The organism is Paenibacillus sp. DMB5 (assembly GCF_001517085.1).
Classification (GTDB): Bacteria; Bacillota; Bacilli; order Paenibacillales; family Paenibacillaceae; genus Paenibacillus_AQ.
The window spans coordinates 126,606-148,702 of the sequence record NZ_LRAC01000087.1 but is presented as its reverse complement, the minus strand read 5'-3'; the positions used below and the strand labels follow the sequence as shown (position 1 = coordinate 148,702).

The window sequence follows — 22,097 nt, the reverse complement described above, 5'->3', positions numbered from 1 at the left end:
GTTGCTCCTGTCGCACCCGTCTCCCCAGTCGCTCCAGTTGCCCCGGTTACCCCGGTTGCCCCGGTCTCCCCGGTCACACCAGCTCCCGTTGCACCTGTTGCACCTGGCGCACCTGTCGCTCCGGTTGCACCGGCAGGCCCGGTAATTCCTGCGGTTTCACCGAGCAGCTCGGCAGATACCAGACGGTGTGCAGTTACCAGCTGTCCGGTGCTGCTTTTTCCCCACAGTGAAATCTGCACGGGATCGCTTGCCGGAGGTGCGGTAGGCGTAGTAAAGGTAAATTCAAACGCATCCAGATCGGCAAAATAATTGACAGTGACTACCTGATTTGCAGCAATATTAAGCGCCTGACTAACATAGAGGACCCGTGTTCCACCGCTCATGTAATAACCCTGAATTGACACTGTGGATGCATTGGTATCGCTCCGGTTGTCTACTCTTACGGTCACCATCTGAGTTGGTCTTACCCCGCCGACCGGATTATTTTCTATCGGCCCGGTTGATAAAAAGCTCATTCCAACACCACTTCCCCGTTTTAGATTATGAATCTGCACTGTTCACTGCACAGCAATAGAATGGCTTTTGTACGCAGAACGGGCATACTGCCGCGCCAGCTTACGGCCATTCCTCCCTCTCTCAGCCTCCCTGCCGCTTATAAGCCACCCGTTCCACAGCTTGGACGACTTAACCGGCGGCGGCCGGCTGAGTGATTTATATAGTAATATTCCGGCTGGTTTGTTCGGTGTGGACTTATCAGCGGCACTCACAGCAAATCAGGCTGAAGCGCACAAAAAAACTGTTCCAGCCGCAGCTTAAGAACAGTCCTTGTTTAGCATCATATTGATTTAATCCCCGGCCATTGCCGGATAGGCTACTTATAAATATAAGTCCGGACACCGATTCTCGAATATACTGTATTTTTCCCGCTGTTCCCCTTTACCGCCGGCACACCGCTTCTCGCCGCAAGTCCGCTGATATAGTCGAAATTCGGGTGCAGCGCCTCATCCGTCAAATAAGCAGACGTCCGGCTGCCCGGCACTCTTTTCCTGTTAAGAGAAGTGATCATTTCCTCAGCACTCTTGATGCCCAGTCCATGCCCGTAGTAGCGGTCCGCACCAAGCATAATGGCATTTTCACCCTGCCACTCCGGCAGCTCCGGGTCATGGTCAGGATTTTTGAAATACACAACATCCCCCGCCTGCATCTCATACTTGTTGAAGGTAGTGATCATCTGCAGATTGCTGTCATAATTCCAGTCCCAGAGATAAAGGTCCGTAAAATAGCGGTCAAACGCCTCTGCCCCGATTGAAGCAATGGTCGCTTTGTAAAGAATCATCACCATCGCCATTGCACATTCAAACGCATACAGCTGACCATTCACAAAAATATCGTTAATCGCCGCTGAAGGGCGCACTCCCGGCTTCAATTCAAATCCGCCGCCAGCCGTACGGTTCCAATACTGTGGATTGCAGCGGGAGTTTTTAAAATTGGAGAAATCCGTTTTGCCTACACTCATTAAAATTGCCGCCTCTATTATCTCTGCCCGCATCTGCTGCTCAAAGCTCGAACCGCCGGGTGAGCCATAGCCTAACCCCATTCTGTCAGCCCCTTTCCTGATTCCTTCACAGAATATAGGTTATTGTACGTGTCAGGGCGTCCATTGGTGCTTGCTACTTTGGTTATTTACGTTCTTTGAGCTGAGTAGATATGGAGCAGTTAAACCTTCAACTAATAAACGGAAACCACCCGTTCACCTGCGCCGTCTCCTCCGTAAGCAGATCCAGATAGACCGAAGTCCGGTAATCCGTCTCCTTCAGGCTTCTGCCGGTAATTTCGGCGATCCGGTTCAGCCGGTACATCAGGGTGTTGGTATGGATATGCAAAAATGCGGCAGCCTCCTTCAGGTTCCCGTCCAGGGTGAGGTAGACCGCAATGGTTTTAAGAAAATCGCTTTTGTGCTCACGGTCATGCGCCTTAACCGGCTCCAGCAACGCACTGCGGCGGGGCCGGCTGCGCTTCTGTTCAATCATCGCCGGAACATAGGCCCAAAAGCCGATTTCATCGTAGAGCAGCAGACTGCGGGCATGGTAAGGGAGCAGCTTTTTGATCTCCAGCACCGCCAGGGCTTCACGGTAGGCCGTTGCGGCTGAGGTATATTCCCGGTAACCGGGACTGCATCCGGCTGCAAGCCTGCAGCCTTCACTGCGGCTCATGTCCGCAAGCAGCTTGTGCACGAACGAGGACAGAACCGCCGTTTCATCCACCGGGAAAACAAAAGAAAATAACAGAATCAGCCGGTTATGCTCAGCCGTCACAAACAGCAGTCGCTGCCCGGCGTAAGCATCCATCGTCTGCCGCAGACGCAGCAGAAAGGACTCACCAATCACTCTGTCGCTCTCGATTACCCCGATGTAATAGCTCTCCGGCAGCAGAATGGACCAGCTCTCCGCCTCCTGGCGGATACGCGGCTCACTGTCATAATGCGAGGTCAGAAGCTTCCAGAAAAAGTCCTCGAACGCCTTGTCCTGCCTGTTTTTCCAGCCACGCTGTTTAAGCAGATAACGTCCGGCGATACCCGCCGCCTTCTCCACTACCCCCTCGGCATACCCTTCAGCGAGGTTTCCGCGGTCAACGACCCAGATGTAACCCAGAATCTCCTGCTGATGCTTGATGCACATGGCCAGGCGCGGACCAAGGCCAACCTCCATTACGGCCGGAATGCGGATGGGATGCGCGGTATTTTCAAGCTGATGCATAACGCCTTTTTTGCGGAGTCCGATGATAACAGTGTTGGGCACACGTTTGCCGATAATGGTGGAGATACGCGCCGGATCACTCTCAAACTGATGGGAGCTATAACCAATGACATGGTGGTTACTATCCTCTATTGTTACCTGGGACTGCAGCGATTCGCTGATGGTATCCGCCAAGGATTCCATACTGTCAAAAAAACGGTCAAATGTTAGCCCTGCCTCTGTTTCTGTCAATGTTCCCACCCCAGCCTGAAGAATACCGGATCTTGTACGTATAGGTGTTTACATTATATTACTCAGATTGGCAGCTGGCTATAGGTTTATGAAAGAAAACCTTACACGTAAAGGGTTTATTTGTAAAAACATTTCCTGGTATAATAGCCCTTCAACCTACAAGTTAACTTGTTAGCATACTGTCTGCTTTAACGGATTCAGATGCGCTTATTTATGGAAAAACCGCTTTTTATCTATCCTAACGGACACCAGCGACCTTATATACCGAAATTCGGAGTATAAAGGGGGCTTGGGGAGAAAATAAGAGCTCTGGGGTCCGTTAGCTCAGCCGAATGGCTTCTTTCGGGAAAATAAGATCATGTATCCCGCCTTCCTGCCCTGTACTCAGGGTTTACAGCAACAAAAAAAACCGGCGGATGCCGCCGGCCCACAAAAGTATACCCCTCTGCTCTCTATAGGTTCCTGTATGCCTTTCTTCTCTCTATGCTCAGGCTGAACACAATGCTAGATCAGAGTGAACTCCTGCTCTACTGCTTTCTCTACCGTGAAGTACTCTTCCCCAAGAGCTTCCGCTACGGCCTGACAGGTGATTTTGCCGTTAGCTACGTTGACGCCGCTCTTCAGGCCGGCATTGTCTTCGATCGCCTGGAATACACCTTTATTTGCTATTTGCAGTGCATACGGAACGGTTACGTTGGTTAATGCAATGGTCGATGTTTTGGCTACAGCTCCCGGCATATTGGCTACGGAATAGTGCAGCACGCCATGCTTCTCGAATACCGGATTGTCATGGGTTGTTACGCGGTCAATCGTTTCGACGATTCCGCCCTGGTCGATGGCTACGTCGACGATAACCGAGCCCGGCTTCATCGCTTTGACCATTTCTTCAGTAACCAGCTTCGGTGCTTTGGCGCCCGGAATCAGCACTGCACCTACCAGGAGGTCGGCTTCAGCTACGGCTTTGGCAATGTTGTAAGGGTTGGAGATCAGCGTGCTGATCTGCGAGCCGAAAATATCGTCCAGCTGACGCAGTCTGTCAGCACTCAGGTCAATAATCGTTACTTCGGCGCCGAGGCCGATCGCCATTTTCGCGGCATTTGTTCCGACTACACCGCCGCCGATAATGCTGACCTTGCCTCTGCTGACGCCGGGAACACCGGATAGCAGAATGCCTTGTCCGCCGTAGTTCTTTTGCAGGAACTGTGCCCCCAGCTGCACGGACATCCGGCCAGCCACTTCGCTCATTGGTGTAAGCAGCGGCAGCGTGCGGCCGTCCACTACCGTTTCATAGCCGATTGCAAATACGCCCTTGTCTTTCAGTGCAGCGGCAAGCGCCGGCTCCGGAGCCAGGTGGAGATAGGTGAACAGGATCAGGCCCGGACGGAAGTAGCCATATTCGCTTTCCAGCGGTTCTTTAACCTTCATTACCATTTCAGCGGCAGCCCATACCGCAGCTGCGTCTGCAATCAGCTCGGCACCGGCTGCAGCATATTCTTCGTTCAGGAATCCGCTGCCCGTTCCGGCTCCGGCTTCCACCAGTACTTTATGGCCTTCAGCTACCAGGCTGACAACACCTGCAGGTGTAATCGCAACACGGTTTTCGTTATTCTTGATCTCTTTAGGTACGCCAATAATCATTGTTAATCGCTCCCGTCTTGTGTAATTCTCTTATGTGAAGAATCATAACATACTGTTTTCTATTACATTTTGGGTAAAAAGAAAAACATTATCTGCCATGATTGTGTTTTTACACAATGGGGCGGCGGCTTTTTACCGCAAGACAAAACATAAAAAAGGACACCGCCCACGGTGTCCTTTACGTTATTAACACATTAGCCCCTGAGCACCGCAAGCACTGTCTCCAGCACGACATTGACGCCCTTTTCGCAATCTTCGTAGGAGGTTAGCTCTTCCTCGCAATGGCTTTTACCGTTCACACTGGGCACAAAGATCATCGCCGACGGCAGGAATCCGGCAACGAATTGGGCATCATGGCCCGCCCCGCTGGCTATTTTACGGTGAGAATATCCAAGTGTGACAGCTGCCTGCTCCACAAGACTGCAGAGGTGAGGGTCAAACCAGACCGTGTCGCGGCCCCACAGCTTGCTTTTTTGAACAGTACAGCCCAGCAGTTCTTCCGGCAGACCGCTTATAATCTCTTCCACCTCGCGGACAATGTCCATATCCTTATGTCTGGCTTCCACCGTAAAAATCACCTTGTTCGGAATGACCGTGTGAATATTCGGCAGCACGTTCATCCGGCCCATGGTGTATACAAGCCCGGAATCAAGCCCGCCCAGCCTGGCCCGCAGCTCAGTGATAAGGTCTGCGGCTGCGAATAGCGCGTCCTTGCGCATATTCATCGGCGTTGTTCCGGCATGGTCCGATTCGCCGGTCACTTCAATTTCATAACAGGCCATGCCGACTACGCAGTCCACCAGGCCGATCGTAAGCTGCTCGCGCTCCAGCACCGGTCCCTGTTCAATATGCAGCTCCAGATAAGCCGTTGCTTCCTTAATCCGGTTCTCTGCCTCTCCGGCGTAGCCGCTGGCCAGCAGTGCCTCTTCGAAGGTCGTTCCTTCCGGGTCCTTCTTCTGCAGCATGGCTGCCTTGTCGAACTTGCCCGACAATACGCCTGAAGCCATCATCGAAGGCTCGAAGCGTGCCCCTTCCTCATTGGTGAAGTTCATCACGGTTACCGGAAGACGTGGCGTTATACCATGGTCAACCAGTGTTCTAACGACTTCAAGCCCGGCAATTACGCCGAGCACCCCGTCAAATCGGCCGCCCTTCTTCACCGTATCCAGGTGGGAGCCGATGACTACGGGCGGCCCCTTCTCCCTGCCGGCAAGCGTAGCATACATATTGCCCATATCATCCACTTTGACCGTCATACCAAGCTCTTCACAGCAGGAACGGAAGTAACCCCGCACCAGCACATCCTGCTCCGACAGCGACAGTCTGGTCACACCATTGTGATCCGTACGTCCAAAATCGGCAAAAGCCTCAATTGTATTCTTCAGCCTCCCGCCGTTCACCAATAACTGCTGCATTTGCATGTTATAATCCCCTCCGCTTCGGACGATCATGTGATTAATGCTTTCTCTATATGTTATACCAATGCCAATTATAATCACTGTACAGTCTGTAATAATGTTTTTTGGTAAATATTCACGTTCTGTTAGAACATGGCGGAAGAGTTTGGTAGAATATGTGCTGCTATAACGTGAATGCAGGATGAATTCTATAATAATGAATGGAAGGGGATTTAACACATGAACACTACACTGCGCAGCAGCTCCGCCGAAGCAGTCATCAATTCGCTGGGAGCTGAGCTGGTCAGCTTCAAGCTGCTGGCAACCGGCACTGAATATATCTGGAGCGGCGATGCGGAATTCTGGACAGGCCGTTCCCCGGTACTGTTCCCGATCATCGGGGCAGCCCGCGGCGGAGAGATCCGGACTGGCGGAAGCACCTACACCATCGGCAATCACGGCTTTGCCAGACGCAGCGAATTCACACTTGTTGAGGCCACAGATACTCAGGCTGTCTTCCAGCTTTCGCAGAGCGGGCAGACACTGGCCAGCTATCCGTATTCGTTTAATCTGTTCCTTACCTACATTCTGAGCGGAAGCAGACTTGAGATCAGCTACCGTGTGGAGAATGCCGATGAGCAGGAAATTCATTTCCAGCTGGGTACACATCCTGCCTTTAACTGCCCGCTGGACGGACAGGGCGCGATCACCGATTATTACCTGGAATTCTCCGAGCAGGAGCGTCTGGAGCGGCTGTTCCTGAATGATGCCGGCCTCGTCATCAGCGGAAAAAGCACGCCTGTACTGAATAATGAGCAGCTTCTGCCTCTCTCCCATGAACTGTTTCTGGACGGAGCGCTGGTCTTCCGGAATGTGAAGTCCGGTACAATTGCTCTTAAAAGCAAGCTTACTGACAGAAGCGTGACTGTCACCTCCAAGGGCTTCCCGGACCTCGGCCTCTGGCAGCCGAAAAATGCCCCCTTTGTCTGCATTGAGCCATGGCAGGGCATCGCGGACGGGGAAGATTTCAGCGGGGAGCTGAAGGACAAAACCGGCATTATCACCCTGCCGGAAGGTGGTCAATTCAACAGCTCACTGACCCTGGAAATCAACTGATTTTGCCCGTTTTTCACAGGGCCATATGGCGCTTCAGGCAGCCGGTTTCGGCACTGGGGCGCCTTATTTTGCGTGAAACTAAGCAGTTATAAGTAAACTAAAGTAGTATATACAATCTTTTAACTGTGATAGTAATATAATTACAAATCATTGCGTCCATTCAACAATGTACGTACATCACACGTGTGTCGATGCTTCCGTCTCTGGCCCAGTCATCCGTTATTTTGAAAGGAAGTGATTGTTGCATGAAACCGGAGATAAGCATTATTGTGCCTATCTATAAAGTTGAAATGTATTTAAGAAAATGTGTCGACTCCATCCTGGCACAGACCTTCAGAGACTTCGAACTGATTCTTGTAAACGATGGCTCTCCCGACAATTGCGGCGAAATCTGCGAGCATTATAAAGAGCTGGACCCCCGGGTAAAGGTCATTCACAAGCAGAACGGCGGCCTGTCCGACGCCCGCAATTACGGCATTGATATTGCCGCAGGCAAATATATCGGCTTTGTAGACAGCGATGACTGGATTGAGCCTGATATGTTTGAAGCTCTGCATGGACTAATCACTGCCCATGGTGCAGATATTGCAGTGTGCGGCCATGTTGAGGTCGAAGACGGTGTATATGTGGATAAGGAGTTCTCCCATGAGGTCCGTGTCTATAATAATGAAGAAGCATTCAAAAAGCTGCTGGAAGATACCGAGATCAAGAATCTGGCCTGGGATAAGCTGTATAAGGCGGAGCTGTTCGCAAAGGTAAGGTACCCGGTCGGCAGATACTTCGAGGATATGTTCGCAACCTACAAGCTGTTCATGCAGGCGGAGAAGGTCGTTTCCCTGGATTCGCCCAAATATCTGTATCTGAGGAGAGGCGACAGCATTACAGGCAAGATGAATAACCGGAAATATTATGACCGGATCTGTGCCTGGCGTGAACTGTATGAGGATATTAAGCATAAAAACTACCCTGAAGCGATTGAAAAGTCCCTGGCCAGAAACGTGACCGAGGGCATTGAGCTGTGCAATCTTCAGATGATCGCCGGAGAAAACAGTGCCAATAAGGAATATATCGCGGAGCTGGGCAGCTTTTTCAGCAAACATCTTAAAGAGGTCATGCGCAACAAAAGCATCAGCAAGCAAATGAAGATAGCCACTTTGCTTATCCTGACAAGCTCAAACACATATAGAGTCCTGTATCAATCCAAACTTCGTGTGAAGGGAAGTAACCTGACATGACTAACCTTATTCATAAGATGCTCCCGCTCTCTTTCCGGAATTATGTAAGCAATAATGAATTTTACCGGTACTTCCGAGGGTATATGGCCAACAGAGACCTGTACAGGAATAAATCGAAGGCCATCTTCGTAGTCGGTTCCCCGGAACACGATAATCTCGGTGATCATGCCATTACGATGGCTCAAATGAACTTTTTGAAAAAAGCGTTCCCCGATTATACCCTGATTGAGATTGTTGCCGACCGGCTGACATCTAACTGGAAATGCCTAATGGAGTATTCTACCCCTGATGACATCTTCGCGCTCCAGGGCGGCGGAAATTTCGGCATTGAATATTTCAGGGAGGAAGAAGTCCGCAGAAAGATCATCAGCAATTTCCCCAATAACAAAATCATCCTCTTCCCCCAGACCATCTACTTTGGCGATACCGAATTAGGCCGCAAGGAGTTCAAGAAAACTCAGAGCATATACAGCGCCCACAGAGACCTGACACTGGTAGCCCGGGAAAAAACCTCCTATGAGCTGATGAAAGAAGGCTTTAAGCATAATAAGGTTCTCCTGACCCCCGATATCGTAATGTCGCTGGATATTACGGATCCTCCCCGTGAGCGCAGCGGAGTTCTGATGTGCATCAGAGCGGATAAGGAGAGCATTTTTAACGAAGCGCAGAAGAAAATCATCAATGACAGTGTCTCAAAAGCTTTTGACCAGATTACCTATTCGGATACCTGCATTATACGTTATGTTTCTGTTGAGGAACGGGAGCATGAGCTGTATAGCTTGTGGAACCAGTTCAAGGAGGCGGAGCTTGTGATTACGGACCGGCTGCACGGGATGATTTTTGCGGCAATTACCTCCACTCCGTGTATTGCACTCGGTAATTATAACTACAAGGTCGTAGGCAGCTACGAATGGATCAAGCATCTCGGCTATATCAAGTTTACTAACGATATCGGCCAGATTCCTGAATTAATGGACGAACTAAGCAAGATTCCGGCTCCGCGGTACAACAATGATTTCTCAACCAAGCACTACAACCAGATCATAGAGGCCATGTCAGATAATACAGACGCATTCAACCCTTCATCCATCGTGACGGCTTAGAGCATCCACCACGACATTCCCTGTAGCGAGGAAGCGATGTACTCTTGAAAACCAATATAAAACTTGCTGCGATTATTACCTATCTCTCTGTCTTTTTGGGTGTGATCATTTCCCTGGGCTCGACGCCTTACATCGTTTCAACTCTGGGAAAATCGGAATACGGGCTGTATTCACTGGTGAATTCCATTATCGCCTATATCGTGCTGCTGGACCTCGGCTTCGGCAGTGCGGTTATACGGTTCAACTCCAAATTCATCTCGGAAAATGATACGAACGGGCAGCGGAACATCAACGGGATGTTTCTGGTGCTCTTCTCGGGAATCGGCCTCCTTGCCCTGCTGGCCAGTCTGATTCTGGTGTTTAATTTCAATTCGATTTTTAGCAGCCTCAATGAATCTGAGCTCAGTATTCTCAAAACCATATTCATTATCGCAGCAGTCAATGTAGCAATCTCATTCCCGATGAATATTTACAGCTCTATTATTACCGCTTATGAACGGTTTGTTTATCTCAAAATCATCAATCTGCTGCGAGTGGTTATTTCCCCGGCGATGATGGTGCTGGTGCTGTTCATGGGCCTGAGATCGGTCGGGATGGTTTCCGTCGCTCTTGGACTGAACATTGCGATCGGGCTGGCCAACTACTTTGTCTGCAGATATAAAATGAAGCTGATCGTAAAATTCAGTACCTTTGACACCAAGCTGTTCAAGGAAGTATTCAGCTACTCTTCCTACATATTGCTGTCATCCATTGCCTTCCAGCTCTATACAAATGCCGATCCTCTGATTATCGGTATGTTCCTTGGTGCTACGCCGATTGCGATTTATGCCATCTCCACCCAGCTGAACACGTACATTATGAATTTTTCCAATGTGCTGTCCAGCTTCTATCTGCCCAAGCTTACCAAAATGATTGTCAAAGGCGCGGATCAGGCACGGCTGATGGTCGAGCTGGTCAAGATAGGCAGAATCCAGGCCCTCATCGTCGGCTACATTGTGTCAGGGTTTGTGCTGTTCGGGCAGGTGTTCATTCTGATCTGGCTGGGCGAAGGCTACCGGTATGCGTACACGATTGCGCTGATCATTATCATTCCGCAGATTACTTCGATCGTCCAGTCGCTGTTTGCCACGATGCTGGAGGCGATGAACCGGCACAAGGTTAAAGCCTTGATCTATTTTTCCATCGCCATTCTGAAAATCATCCTGACGCTGGTGTTCATCCGGGTCTGGGGCATCACCGGCTGTGCGATTGCAACGGCTGCAGGCATGATCGTCAATGTCATCCTGAACAACATCTATTACAAGTATAAATTGAAATTTGACATCTTCTACTTCTGGAAGGAAATTATTAAAGTCTTCATTCCGGTGGTGCTGCTCGGCGGCGTGTGCGGATACCTGCTGACTTTTGTAAGCATCAGCTCCTATCTCCAGCTCGGCCTGTATGTCATCCTGTACTCCGTGCTGTACGCAGCCACCATGTGGACCTTCAGCATGAATGCAGATGAGAAGCAGATTGTTACAGGTCCGATGCGGAAAGTTGCGCTGCGGAGTCAGGCTTAGAATGGTATAGCGGATAAGGTGCGGATAACAGACAACAGATAGCGTAACAGACAACAGTCAGCGTAACAGACAACAGACAACAGACAATGGACACCCTTTAGGGGTGTCTTTTTTATGTGCTTAACTGCACTTTGTACAACTTAAACGGCTGATTTTCAACAAAAAGCCCGCTTAATTGTACTTTGTACAACTAAACGGGCTCGAAACGACTATTTGGGCTGAAACAGGCAGATTTAGTTGCACAGACTGCAGTTATATGCTGCTAGGGCAGCTATCTGCTGGTTTTAGTTGTACATTGTGCAGTTATCCGGCCTATCCGTTTGAAAATCGCACTTCCTAACTCTTACGCTTCCTGCAGCAGCCGGTCCAGCAGCTCAAACGCCTCTTTCAGTTTGGCTTTGGGGATGCCGCTGTACAGGTCCCCGATGCTCAGCTCATAGGAGCAGGAGTCCGGGCCGGTTTCCTTCAGCCGTGCGGCTAGGCCTACACCGGTCTGTTCACTTATCCGGATCAGGACCGGCTCTACCTGTGCCTTGGATAAGGAGAAATGGACATGAAACATGTTCGAGACCGGGATTTCAGGCAGAGTAGCAGTTCTATCGCAACCGTTGAACAACGCTGCAAGTTCTTTGGCCTCTTCGTAATACTGCCCCATTTTGCCGGCACGCTGCCGGAAATAAACCTGTGCCGGAAGAATATACGGATACAGGCTGATCAGATCCCCGCCGTGCCGCCGCTTCCAGATCTTTGACTCCTCCGTGAAGTCTTCGCTGCCTGCAAGGATTGCCCCGGCGATGCCGCCGATGCCCTTGTAGAGCGAGACGTACACGCTGTCGAATAGCGCGCACACCTCAGCAGCTGTCTTGCCGTAGTACGGCAGCACCTCGAACAGGCGCGCCCCGTCCAGATGCAATATAATTCCCTGCTCCCGGCAATAGGCGGAGATCGCCTCAAGCTCAGCGTATTCGGGCAACTGTCCGCCGATTTCACGCTGCGGCAGCTCAAGAAGCAGACAGGCGATATCCTCTCCGATGCTGCGGACATCGTCCAGTGTAATCAGGCGGTCCTTGTCCGCCAGCAGAACCGGCCTGATGTGATGCAGCTCCTTCAGCCCGTCCTGCTCATGGATTTCCAGGTGGCACAGCGGGTGATAAGCTACCGTCTTCAGCCCCTTGCGGTCAGACCAGATCCGGAGGGCAATCTGCTGCGCCATCGTTCCGCTTGGAAAAAACACCGCTGCTTCCTTGCCGAGCACCTCTGCCATTTCAACCTGAAAATCCTCGATGACTGCGCCGCTGCCGTACATATCGCTGGAAATATTGCCCTCTATACCGGCAAATGCCTGTTTGAGCACTTCCACATCCCGTTTCCCGTGTCCGGCCAGCTGGATGGAAGCAGCATTATAGGCCTCCAGTAATGTTTTCTGTTCATACATAAAGTGCTGTTGCTCCTTTCGGGTATACTCTTATTAAGCAATGTTCATAAATTATAGCAGTTTCCGGCAGAAAACCTGATTTTTTTCAAAAATTCACGATTTATTCCCGGGTTCCAAGATGAAATATGTCCTATGCTGTGCTACAATATTGGAATTGCAAAGGCAATTGCTTAGGGAGGTTTATTACAACACCATGCTTATTATTGGTATCGCCGGCGGGACCGGTTCCGGCAAAACAACGGTAGCCCGCTCCGTTATTGACCGTCTTGGAACAGACAAAGTAACGTTCATATCCCAGGATAACTACTATAAAGACCATTCCTCTCTCAGCTTCGAGGAACGCGGAGCGATTAATTATGATCATCCGCTGGCTTTTGATACGGAGCTGCTGATTGAGCATCTTCATTGTCTGAAGTCCGGACAAATTGCTTATGCCCCGGTGTATGATTTCACGGTCCATGCCCGTTTTACGGACAAGACCGTTGAGCTTATGCCGAACAACATCGTTATTGTTGAAGGACTGCATGTGCTGTCCGACGAGAAGCTGCGCGAGCAGCTGAACATCAAGGTATTTGTTGATACCGACCCGGATGTACGGATTATGCGCCGGGTGCTGCGTGACATTGAAGAACGCGGCCGGACTATCCGTTCGATCCATACCCAGTATTTGACGACCGTGAAGCCGATGCATGAGGCGTTCATCGAACCGTCCAAGAAATACGCCGACCTTATCATTCCTGAAGGCGGACAGAACGAAGTCGGCATCGAGCTGCTGTCGGTACTGACTGCCAAATACCTGTCAGGTGATCAGCAGTGGAACGGAAGCGCACGTTAAGAGGGCAGAAGGCAGAGGCTGTGAGCGATCACGGCCTCTGTTTTTTTGTTTTTTCCATCAGATGGATCAATATTCCTCCAGGCCGCTGCTCATCCCGCTGATCATAGAGAGCGAAAGCTCCAGTGCCTTATCGCGTTCCCCGCTCTTGAGATAATAAGACAGCAGCTTGCGCTCGTAACGTTCAATGGTGTAGGTGTCTCCGTTGCTGCGGAAATGCGGCAGGGCCTCCTCCTCTATATAACGGTAATACGGCTGCCAGTCCTCTTTCAGTGACAGTATCAGCAGATTAAAGTTAATCTCCCGGCTGTCCTTGCGCTCCCGCGCCAGTGTCAGACCCTGATATGTTAACGCCAGCAGTCCGGAAACCGGAAGGCGCTTTGCCCCCACACAGGAGGTAATATAGCAGTCGAGTACGCTCAGGTAGAACGGATGCTCCGGCCCGCCAACCAGCTCCATCACCTGCTGGAATCCTTCGGCCGCTTCGTCATATAACCCCCGGCGCATATGCTCATAGGCCAGGTTATGGAGCAGCTTGTACTTACGGTCGGCAGAACCGCACAGCTCACAAGCTTTGATCAGATTCTCATAGGACTGCTTGGCTATCGTAAAATAATGCGGATCGTTCACACTAAGCTGAATCAGCATGAGCGTCTCTGTATCAATGATCCGGATCAGATTAAGCGTCTTACGAAAATATTGCAGCGCTTTCTCAGCATAATAATAAGCGATGATACTGGAGTGAATAGAGTGATAGGCGAGCGCAAGATGATAATAATACTCCTGCTCGGTATATTCCGACTCGTCGATCTCTGTCAAAACACCGATACAATCCAGAAATTGTCCTGACAAAAAATAATATATGCCCTGCAGATGTCTAAAATAGTTACGCATATGGGGCGAAGGAAGTTCAGCCTTTTGAATCTCCCTGATTAGCCGGGAGGCCGGCTTCAACTCATTCCTGTAAAGGTGGTATCGTATTAACAGTAGTGGATAAGGGATTTTATAATCGGGCAGATCCCTTAGCGTCTCCTGCTCTATTTGTGCTTTCAGGACTTCTGCTTCCTCTGTCCGCTGCATGACCATAGCGTCATGCCATTCATTTAATTTGCGTTGGGTCTGAATGAAGCGTTCCACTTCTGCAGCCATTTTAATCTGCAGGCGTTCGCATAATAAATCAATAATTTCCGGTGAATACTCGGTGATGCCCCGTTCGATTTTGCTTAAATGAGTTACTGAGCAAATGCCCTGGCCAAGCTCCCCCTGAGTTAAATGCTGCTTCTCCCGGTAATGCTTGATGATTTTTCCCTCAGTCATTCCCAAGTCCTCTTTTCCGTTAAAGTACAGCAGTAAGCTCTCTTTATTATACAGGGAAAAGACTGACCGATGATTCATCCATCAAAAAAAGCCGGGGATTACCGCCCTTGCAGCGCTAATCCCCGGCTATCTCTTAAATCAGTTTACCTTTTAATTTTGTGCTGCATTCAACAGGTTATATATTGTCTGCGCTGTTTCTGCACGGCTTGCTGCCGCTTTCGGAGCGAACAGGCCGCTGGCATGCCCGGACATAATCCCCAGGCTGGCCGCCTCATTAATGCTCTCTGCAGCCCAGGAAGAAATCGCCGATTGATCTTTGTACGATGGAGTGCCGCCCTGAACATCCGCCTGCTTGGCGGCCGCATATTCATAAGCCTTCACAGCGATAACAGCCATCTCTTCACGGGTAATGCTCCGGTTCGGAGCGAAGGTTGTCTCCGTAAGTCCGTTCACCAGTCCGGCTGCATGTGCTGCAGCAACCTCATCCGCGTACCAGGCATCTGCCGCAACATCGCTGAACTGACCCGAAGCAGCCGCTTCTGTCTTCAGTCCCAGTCCCCGCACAATCATTGCTACGAATTCGGCACGTGTTGTCTTGGTATCCGGAGCGAACAGCGTATCGGACTGGCCGGTAACGATATGCTTCGCTGACAATGCCTTAACGGCTCCGGCCGCCCAGTGGGAAGCGGAAAGATCCGCAAAGCTCTTCTCATAAGCCAGTACACCGTATGTGCTGAAGTGGCCTACGTTTGTGGTGATCGTATGCTGTGCTGCATCAACCTTGCCGCCTGCATATTCCCAAGCAGAAGTCTTCTCATTCAGATAGTAGACACCCGCCAGCTCAGCATTCAGACTGCTGCTGTAAGACAGCGTCAGCTGTACGTCTTTAGGGAAGGCTGCAAGCCGGATTTCTTCTCCGCCCGCTTTTTTATAGGACAGATTGAAGTCGTAAGCTCCCCCTGAAATCAGCGTTACACCTGCTTCTGCGGATACTGGTGTCACCGTCTTGACTGCAATATTCAGATAGATACTGCCCTGGTTACTGTCATTCGCTTGTGCCGCCAATGCCGACAGCACTTCAGCCGGGATAGTTACCGATCCGGCATCAGTCCGCACCGCCAGGCTGCTGCCCTTGAGCAATTCGCCTGTATTGGCCGGCAGCTTCACGGGAACGCCCGCCTTAGCGTCAATAGTTGCAACGCCGTCAGATACAGCCGCTAAATCAGAGGCTAATACCGTCTGCTCTGTGACCACAGCAGTATTACCTGTATTGCTGCCGCCGCCATTGTCTGTACCGCCGCCGTTATTGCTGCCGCCTCCGTTATCGGTGCCGCCGCCATTGTCCGTACCGCTTCCGTTATCGGTACCTCCCCCGTTGTCGGTACCGCCGCCACTGTCTGTACCGCCGCCAGTATTTCCTTCCGTCAGCGTGCCATTCTTGATCTGTTCCAGCATTCCATCCAGGCCGATACCTCCGATGCTGTCCTTGGCAACCGCATCAGCTCCGGCATTCTGGCCAAGCTTCAGGAAGTTGTTCACGATGAACTGAATATCCGTATCGTCAACGATTCCGTCCTGGTTGATATCCGATTTGGAATCACTCGTCTTGTAAGCCAATCCGGCCTGCTTCAAATCCAGAATGTCGATGACTTCATCTCCGTTAACATCTCCAGCCAGTGCACCGTTCAGTGACAGCAGCTGCTGCGCACCGATCAGCTTGCCGTTCTCAATCTTATAAACAGCCGTTGAATAACTGAGTGAAGTATGTCCTGGAGCTTTAAAGGTTACTTTGATTACCTCATCGGAAACAGGAATGGTTCTAATGTTATACTGGGCATTCCTGTCAATGGCTGCCGTGTATTTTTTACCGGATGCAGTCTCCGCATATACTTCAAAATTCATCTTAGTGTAATCCTTGCCGAATTGCAGGTATTCGCCGTTTACCATAAAGGCTTCAGGACCCAAATATCCATAAAGGCGCGAAGTGTGGGATACGAGATCCATATAATCCATTGTGTACGCTGGCGTATATACAGCTTCTTCCGCTCCGGCCTCCGTCACGAAAAGGTCGATCATCCGGATGGTAGCCACCTTATTATAATAAGCATCTCCGGCTACCTTGTATTTAAGGGTCAGGAGCGGCACATCACCGTCGATTCCTGTAAGGTTCTCGCCTTCAAGATCTACTTTTACGCTGCTGTAGAATTCATTGCGTGCATCCCGCTGAACCTCTACCGTAGCTCCCTGTTTCGCCGCGAGCGCTTTAAGCTCGTCTGTAGCCCCGATCGACTCCAGTTCGAAGACTCCGGTGACATCCTCGAGGGTAAATTCAGCTCCCGTAAAAGCCTTCAAATTATTCATATTAATCGTTGCTGTAAAGGTATCGCCTGCCTGCACCGATTCCCGGCTAAGCTCAGCTTGCGCATATGTGGTTTCCGGGGTCACATAGACATATTTATTGCCCAGCCAGGTTGTCCCTACCGTTGCAGGGTCCCAGCCGAAGAGCCGCAGCTCATAAGGCTCCGATGCAAAATCTTCCTTTGTGATCCCGTAACGGAAATCCCCGTTCTCATCAGCCTTAAAGTATCCGGACATGAACGGGCTTCCATATTCATAATAGCTTACTGTATTGTTGCTTTGATCATAGGCATAGCCGGCCTCCTGCAGCTGCTTAATGCTGTCGTCTGTAATGTTCCCGTGTACCCAAATGGCTGAAATGTCTTTGCCCTCAAAGGTTTCTGTCGTGAACAGCGAATCATCGGCCACTTCAATGATCTGCGGGGTCAGAGAAGCTGTATCTCCGGCAGCATTTGTAGTCTTTAGCGAAAGCTCCGGTGATGTATTATCTACCAGTGTCATTGGAGATTCCACCTGATAAGCTTCACCGTCTGCATCTGTAGAGAGTGCCTCCAGTGCGTATTCACCCTCCGGAACAAAACGGGAGACTTTAGAGATGCCGCCGTCTTCCGTAAACGGATAGACATAACCTTTGAACAAATTGAACAGCATGACTTCTTTGCCTACAGCAATGCCTTCAGTATCTACAGTGCCCAGGAAACCCAGCACCTCTCCGGTTTTGTAATCCTTGAGATAGATATCCATTGTCTCCATCGGGCTCTTCAGTGAGAAAAAGGCGGTTGTAACCCAATTGGAGTAGGTATGTGTCACATAGTTATTCGAAATTGCCGGCGGATCCATTTCCAGGTAACCGAGACCTTTGTCCGATACCCGGATGAGCAGGGGCAGCTGGTAAACGTCCGCAGCATCTGCTTCATTGATTACATGAATATAGCCTTCATAGGTTCCGTTCGGCACCGAAGCGTTGACCAGCAGCTCGGCATTGAACGTTGCGGCGGATTGTGCGGGAACGGTTACCTCATCGCTGGCGAGAGTAATCGGGGCGTTCGAAGGCAGCTCCAGCTCCAGGCGGTAGGTCTTTCCGGCTTCTCCCCGGTTATCCAGTTCCAGTGGCTTGCTGACCGAAGCGGTCTCCCCTCCCTCGGTATATACGCTTCCGAAGTTCAGGGAACCGGTAATGTCGGCAATCTCAATATATTGATTGTCAGCATTAGTGCTGATGGTTGTATCCAGCACCTTAACGGCCGTTGCTGCGTGAACAGCGCGGTACGCATCTACCCGTCCTGCACCGACTTCATACACCGAATAGTCCGCATTCAAGTCAACGCTAGTATTCATAAGCGCAGCTTTGACATCAAAAGGCGTATATTCCGGGTGAGCCTGCAGGATAAGTGCTGCGATGCCGGCCACATGCGGAGTCGCCATGGATGTACCCGACATTCGCGTATAAGCGATATTATAATTGCTCTGGTTCACCGGATCATTCATGTAGACCGGATAGGTAGAGAATACCGCCACACCCGGAGCTACCAGGTCAGGCTTAATATCGTCTGTTCCCGATACAGGTCCGCGCGAGCTGAAGTCAGCCAGCGTATCGCCCGGCGACAATACATCCTCTGCAGCCGTAAAGCGGATAAACGGTTTATCCATTTGCTTGAGGCTTTTGCCTTCGGACTGCAGGATTTGGAAGGTCGGGATAAACCCTGCCGCCTCACCCAGATAATTGTCGATATATCCGGTTGTATTATTATAGATAAGGGCCGCTGCCGCACCTGCTTTGGCAGCATTTTTGATTTTGGCATTCAGGCCGATTTCCCCGCGTTCGATAAGGGCTACCTTACCTGCAATATCAAGACCGGTGAAATCTGCAGTCTTACCAAGACCTGCATATACGATTTCCAGCTCTGTACCAACGATGCTGGCAGGCTCATAGTTAAACTCTTCACCGAACAGCTTCATGGTCAGCGGCTGGTAGACAGTATCCGTAACCGCAGCAGGCTCTCCCTCTGCAGCTGCAGGAACCGCCGCATCATATACGGAAGCCGTAACAGAAGGAATCGTGATCGGCACACTGGAGGCCCCGATGGTAATTCCAAGTGCGCTGGCCCCCGGCGTTCCGAGCGTACCGGCCGCGGGACCATCATTGCCGGCAGCGATCACGCTGACTACACCGGCAAGCATCGCGTTATTAATGGCGATGGAGGTGGGATCCAGCGGATCGTTTAATTTCGAGCCGAGCGACAGATTGATGACATCCATTCCATCCTGAACCGCTTTGTCGATTGCGGCGATAATCCCGCTGTTCGCACCCGATCCATAAGGACCAAGGACACGGTAGGAGTATAGCTCAACATCCGGTGCAACGCCTTCGACAGCATAATCGACAGCATTGACCTGCTGGCCGGCAATAGTCCCTGCTACATGTGTTCCGTGGGCAGTGAAATACTCCTCTGACTCGGATTCCGGCTGACCGGCTGCAATCCAATCATTATAGGTTGTCTCCATCGGATCGGCATCGTTGTCGATAAAGTCCCAGCCCTTGACGGCAGCCGGATCGACAGCCGCCGGATCTTCACCCGCGGTCTTACGGTATCCCTGGTAGACGGTGGTCAAATCGGGATGATTATAATCAATCCCCGTATCCAGAACCCCTACCTTAATCCCTTTACCGGTAATGCTCTCGTTATGTAGCTTGTCCACCCCGATAACCGGAAAGCTTTCCATCATCAGTCTAGTGGCTGGAGTCTCTTCCCCTGCAGTCTCATCAGCGGCGGTGTCTTCCCCTGTAAGGTCGGTAGGTACAACTGTATCTTCCGGCAATTGAACGGTAGTATCATTCCAGATCTTTTTGACCAGACCGGAACCCGCCAAATCCTCCACTGCAGTACCAGGCAAGGTCACTGCCACACCGTTGAAGGCCTCGCGGTATTCCTGATAGACCGAAATTTCTGACGGGTTATAAGCGTACGCGCTGCGGCTGCTATCCCGTTTGTTGACTTTCAGCTGATTGATAAAAGTCCGGAAGTCCTTATGGGACTGCTCCACCTGGTCCTCCGCGGAGGTTAGTGAAAATTTCTTGGCTTTGCCGGAGCCTGTCAGACCGGCTACTGCCGCTGGTTCAGGGATAAACTGGACGATGACGTTAACAAGCTCTGTGCTCTCCGTGTTGACTCCGGGCGAGATTACCGGTCCGGAACTGACACTGAGCTGCTCCAGTGCCTGTCTTTGGGCCAGGGTCAGGCCCTTAAGGATGGCTGCAGCCTGTTCCGGTGTGACAGTGCCTCCGGCGGACGGCGCCGCAAAAGCAGCAGGAGCCAGCAAAGTGGAAATTAGAAGTCCTCCTGCAACTGTACCGGATAACAAGCGGTTCATTGTTCTGCGCTTCATTTAAACCCTCCATAATTCATATTTAACAAATGTAAAAAAGATGTTAATCCAATTTTTTAACTTAATATAATCGGTAGGATTTTTGCTGTAAATTGGGGTAATTTCATGTTTCAACTCATAGTAAATAAGGGAATATCCGTTAAATTGCTGTCATATATTCGGATAAAACAGGACTTTCACCGGCAAAAAGACAAAAAAAAAGACCGCTTTCTGCTGAAAGCGGCTGCCTTACCTGCTCTGTTTACCCCAAATGAGGCTGTACAGAATTCATATATATAACATCTTGCCTTAATCTGAATTAGATCACCTTATGCTGCAGCCACTTGTCTCCGAGGAAACGCCGCATGAAAATGAAGCCGCGAACCCCCCACTCACAGTTCATCGCCAGCCAGACACCGACAATGCCCATGCCGAACTGGATGCCCAGCAGGTAGCCGAGCACGACGCGAAACAGCCACATCGACAGCATGGAGACCATCGAGGTGAATTTGGAGTCGCCCGCCGCCCGGAGCGCCGATGGAGTAATGAAGCTGACCGACCATAGCGGGATCTGGGCAATGGAATTGATCATAAAGACCAGAAAGATATCGTCGATAATTTCAGCCGGCGGATGGAACAGCGAAACCAGCGGATGAAAGACCGGGAAAATCAGCAGAGCCATCAGTACATAGGAAGCGGAAGACAGCACAAGGAACGATTTGACGAACTTCCGCGCGTCCTTGACGTTACGATTGCCCATGCATTGGCCCACGACCGTGATCAGCGTTAGGGACAACGCATTGGCGGGAATCTGCATAACTCCGGCCAATGTGGAGGTTATCGCGTTGGTCGCGATGGCATAGGTGCCCAGACTGACGATGAAGATCTGGGTCAGAATTTTACCGCCATTGAAAAACATCTGCTCCGCAGCAAACGGCAGGCCGATATTCATGATCCGTTTGAGCATCGACCAGTTCATCGCCAGCAGGTCCCGGAATCTCACATGCAGCGTGCTGTCCATCCGGAACAGATAGATTAAGGCACAGATGGCCGCAAGGTACCTGGATGCGTTGACAGCAATGGTCATACCGAACACGCCCATGTGCAGGCCGTTAATAAACACAAAGTTCAGCAGCACGTAGATCAGGTTCATAATCAGAGAGAGCACCAGTGAAGCCCTCGCCCTGCCGATCCCGCGAAGCGCACCGCAGACCGCCTCCACAACCGCAATCCCAAGATAGGACAGGCTGCTGCCGATCAGATACGTCCGGGCATTGGCCATTACGTCCGGTGACGCCGCACCGAACAGCAGATTTAGCAGCGGGCCGTGGAAAACAATGCCGAACAGGCCAATAAATAAAGCCATCAGGGAGACGGACGACACCGCCCCCGCTGTGGCCTTGGAAACCATCAGGTCATTGCCGCTCCCCTTGTACTGGGCAACTACAACTGTCCCCCCGGTGGATACCGCAATGAACACACTGATCAGGAAAATATTAAGAGAGTCTATCATATTGACCGCGCTGACTGCCGCCACACCGGACGAGCTGATCATCGCTGTGTTCACCAGATTCAGGCCGACTACAAAGGCCTGATCGACCAAAATCGGAATAAATAATGAGATCATCTGGCGGTAATCCATCGTATCTCCGGAAAAATACTTATCGAGCAGCAGGCTGCCCCGCTTCACTTTTACCTTACCCTTTACTCCAGGCTCTGGCATAACCGTTCACTTCTTTATATTAGAATTTTGA

Annotated in this window: 14 protein-coding genes; 5 read left to right on the top strand and 9 right to left on the bottom strand. The window is 50.8% G+C overall.

The annotated features are described in order from the left end of the window. The 5 genes from AWJ19_RS35740 to AWJ19_RS08770 all read right to left on the bottom strand — a co-directional run. Positions 1–515: collagen-like protein (locus tag AWJ19_RS35740; protein WP_198536524.1), on the bottom strand; the 515-nt coding region annotated here is incomplete at its 3' end. A 356-nt stretch (positions 516–871) separates the two neighbouring features. Then, a complete protein-coding gene (locus AWJ19_RS08785; RefSeq protein ID WP_068722959.1) occupies positions 872–1,597 on the bottom strand; it encodes a hypothetical protein in 726 nt (241 codons plus the stop codon). 127 nt (positions 1,598–1,724) lie between these two features. Then, positions 1,725–2,987 (bottom strand): helix-turn-helix domain-containing protein, encoded by a 1,263-nt coding sequence (locus AWJ19_RS08780; RefSeq protein WP_082707783.1) that lies wholly within the window; start codon positions 2,985–2,987, stop codon positions 1,725–1,727. Between the two features lie 504 nt (positions 2,988–3,491). After that, complete coding sequence (ald, locus tag AWJ19_RS08775; RefSeq protein ID WP_068722957.1) at positions 3,492–4,625, bottom strand: alanine dehydrogenase; 1,134 nt, start codon at positions 4,623–4,625, stop codon at positions 3,492–3,494. A gap of 194 nt (positions 4,626–4,819) precedes the next feature. Further along, the gene (locus AWJ19_RS08770) at positions 4,820–6,046 is read right to left on the bottom strand and encodes a Zn-dependent hydrolase (RefSeq protein WP_068722955.1); all 1,227 of its coding nucleotides are present in this window, start codon (positions 6,044–6,046) and stop codon (positions 4,820–4,822) included. Between the two features lie 216 nt (positions 6,047–6,262). On the opposite strand from AWJ19_RS08770, the gene AWJ19_RS08765 reads away from it, so the two are divergent. From AWJ19_RS08765 to AWJ19_RS08750, 4 genes are all read left to right on the top strand, one after another. After that, complete coding sequence (locus AWJ19_RS08765; RefSeq protein WP_068722953.1) at positions 6,263–7,138, top strand: aldose 1-epimerase family protein; 876 nt, start codon at positions 6,263–6,265, stop codon at positions 7,136–7,138. Between the two features lie 245 nt (positions 7,139–7,383). Continuing rightward, the gene (locus AWJ19_RS08760; RefSeq protein ID WP_068722951.1) at positions 7,384–8,373 is read left to right on the top strand and encodes a glycosyltransferase; all 990 of its coding nucleotides are present in this window, start codon (positions 7,384–7,386) and stop codon (positions 8,371–8,373) included. Continuing rightward, on the top strand, positions 8,370–9,476 hold the full coding sequence (locus AWJ19_RS08755) for a polysaccharide pyruvyl transferase family protein (protein ID WP_068722949.1): 1,107 nt from the start codon (positions 8,370–8,372) through the stop codon (positions 9,474–9,476). Before AWJ19_RS08760 ends, AWJ19_RS08755 begins: the two co-directional genes overlap by 4 nt. Positions 9,477–9,520: 44 nt before the next feature. Then, on the top strand, positions 9,521–11,035 hold the full coding sequence (locus AWJ19_RS08750) for an oligosaccharide flippase family protein (protein ID WP_068722947.1): 1,515 nt from the start codon (positions 9,521–9,523) through the stop codon (positions 11,033–11,035). A gap of 343 nt (positions 11,036–11,378) precedes the next feature. Here AWJ19_RS08750 and AWJ19_RS08745 read toward each other — a convergent pair whose 3' ends face one another. Then, the gene (locus tag AWJ19_RS08745; protein ID WP_068722945.1) at positions 11,379–12,470 is read right to left on the bottom strand and encodes a beta-eliminating lyase-related protein; all 1,092 of its coding nucleotides are present in this window, start codon (positions 12,468–12,470) and stop codon (positions 11,379–11,381) included. A gap of 193 nt (positions 12,471–12,663) precedes the next feature. Here AWJ19_RS08745 and udk point away from each other — a divergent pair, with 193 nt between their 5' ends. Beyond that, positions 12,664–13,305, top strand: a complete 642-nt coding sequence (udk, locus tag AWJ19_RS08740) for a uridine kinase (RefSeq protein ID WP_068722943.1) — start codon at positions 12,664–12,666, stop codon at positions 13,303–13,305. Between the two features lie 66 nt (positions 13,306–13,371). Here the strand turns inward: udk and AWJ19_RS08735 are convergent, their stop codons facing one another. The 3 genes from AWJ19_RS08735 to AWJ19_RS08725 all read right to left on the bottom strand — a co-directional run bounded on the left by AWJ19_RS08735 (position 13,372) and on the right by AWJ19_RS08725 (position 22,066). Next, a complete protein-coding gene (locus AWJ19_RS08735) occupies positions 13,372–14,619 on the bottom strand; it encodes a helix-turn-helix domain-containing protein (RefSeq protein WP_068722942.1) in 1,248 nt (415 codons plus the stop codon). A gap of 150 nt (positions 14,620–14,769) precedes the next feature. Further along, positions 14,770–20,364, bottom strand: a complete 5,595-nt coding sequence (locus AWJ19_RS08730; protein ID WP_068722941.1) for a S8 family serine peptidase — start codon at positions 20,362–20,364, stop codon at positions 14,770–14,772. 298 nt (positions 20,365–20,662) lie between these two features. After that, on the bottom strand, positions 20,663–22,066 hold the full coding sequence (locus AWJ19_RS08725) for an MATE family efflux transporter (protein WP_068722940.1): 1,404 nt from the start codon (positions 22,064–22,066) through the stop codon (positions 20,663–20,665). Between the last annotated feature and the right edge of the window lie 31 nt (positions 22,067–22,097).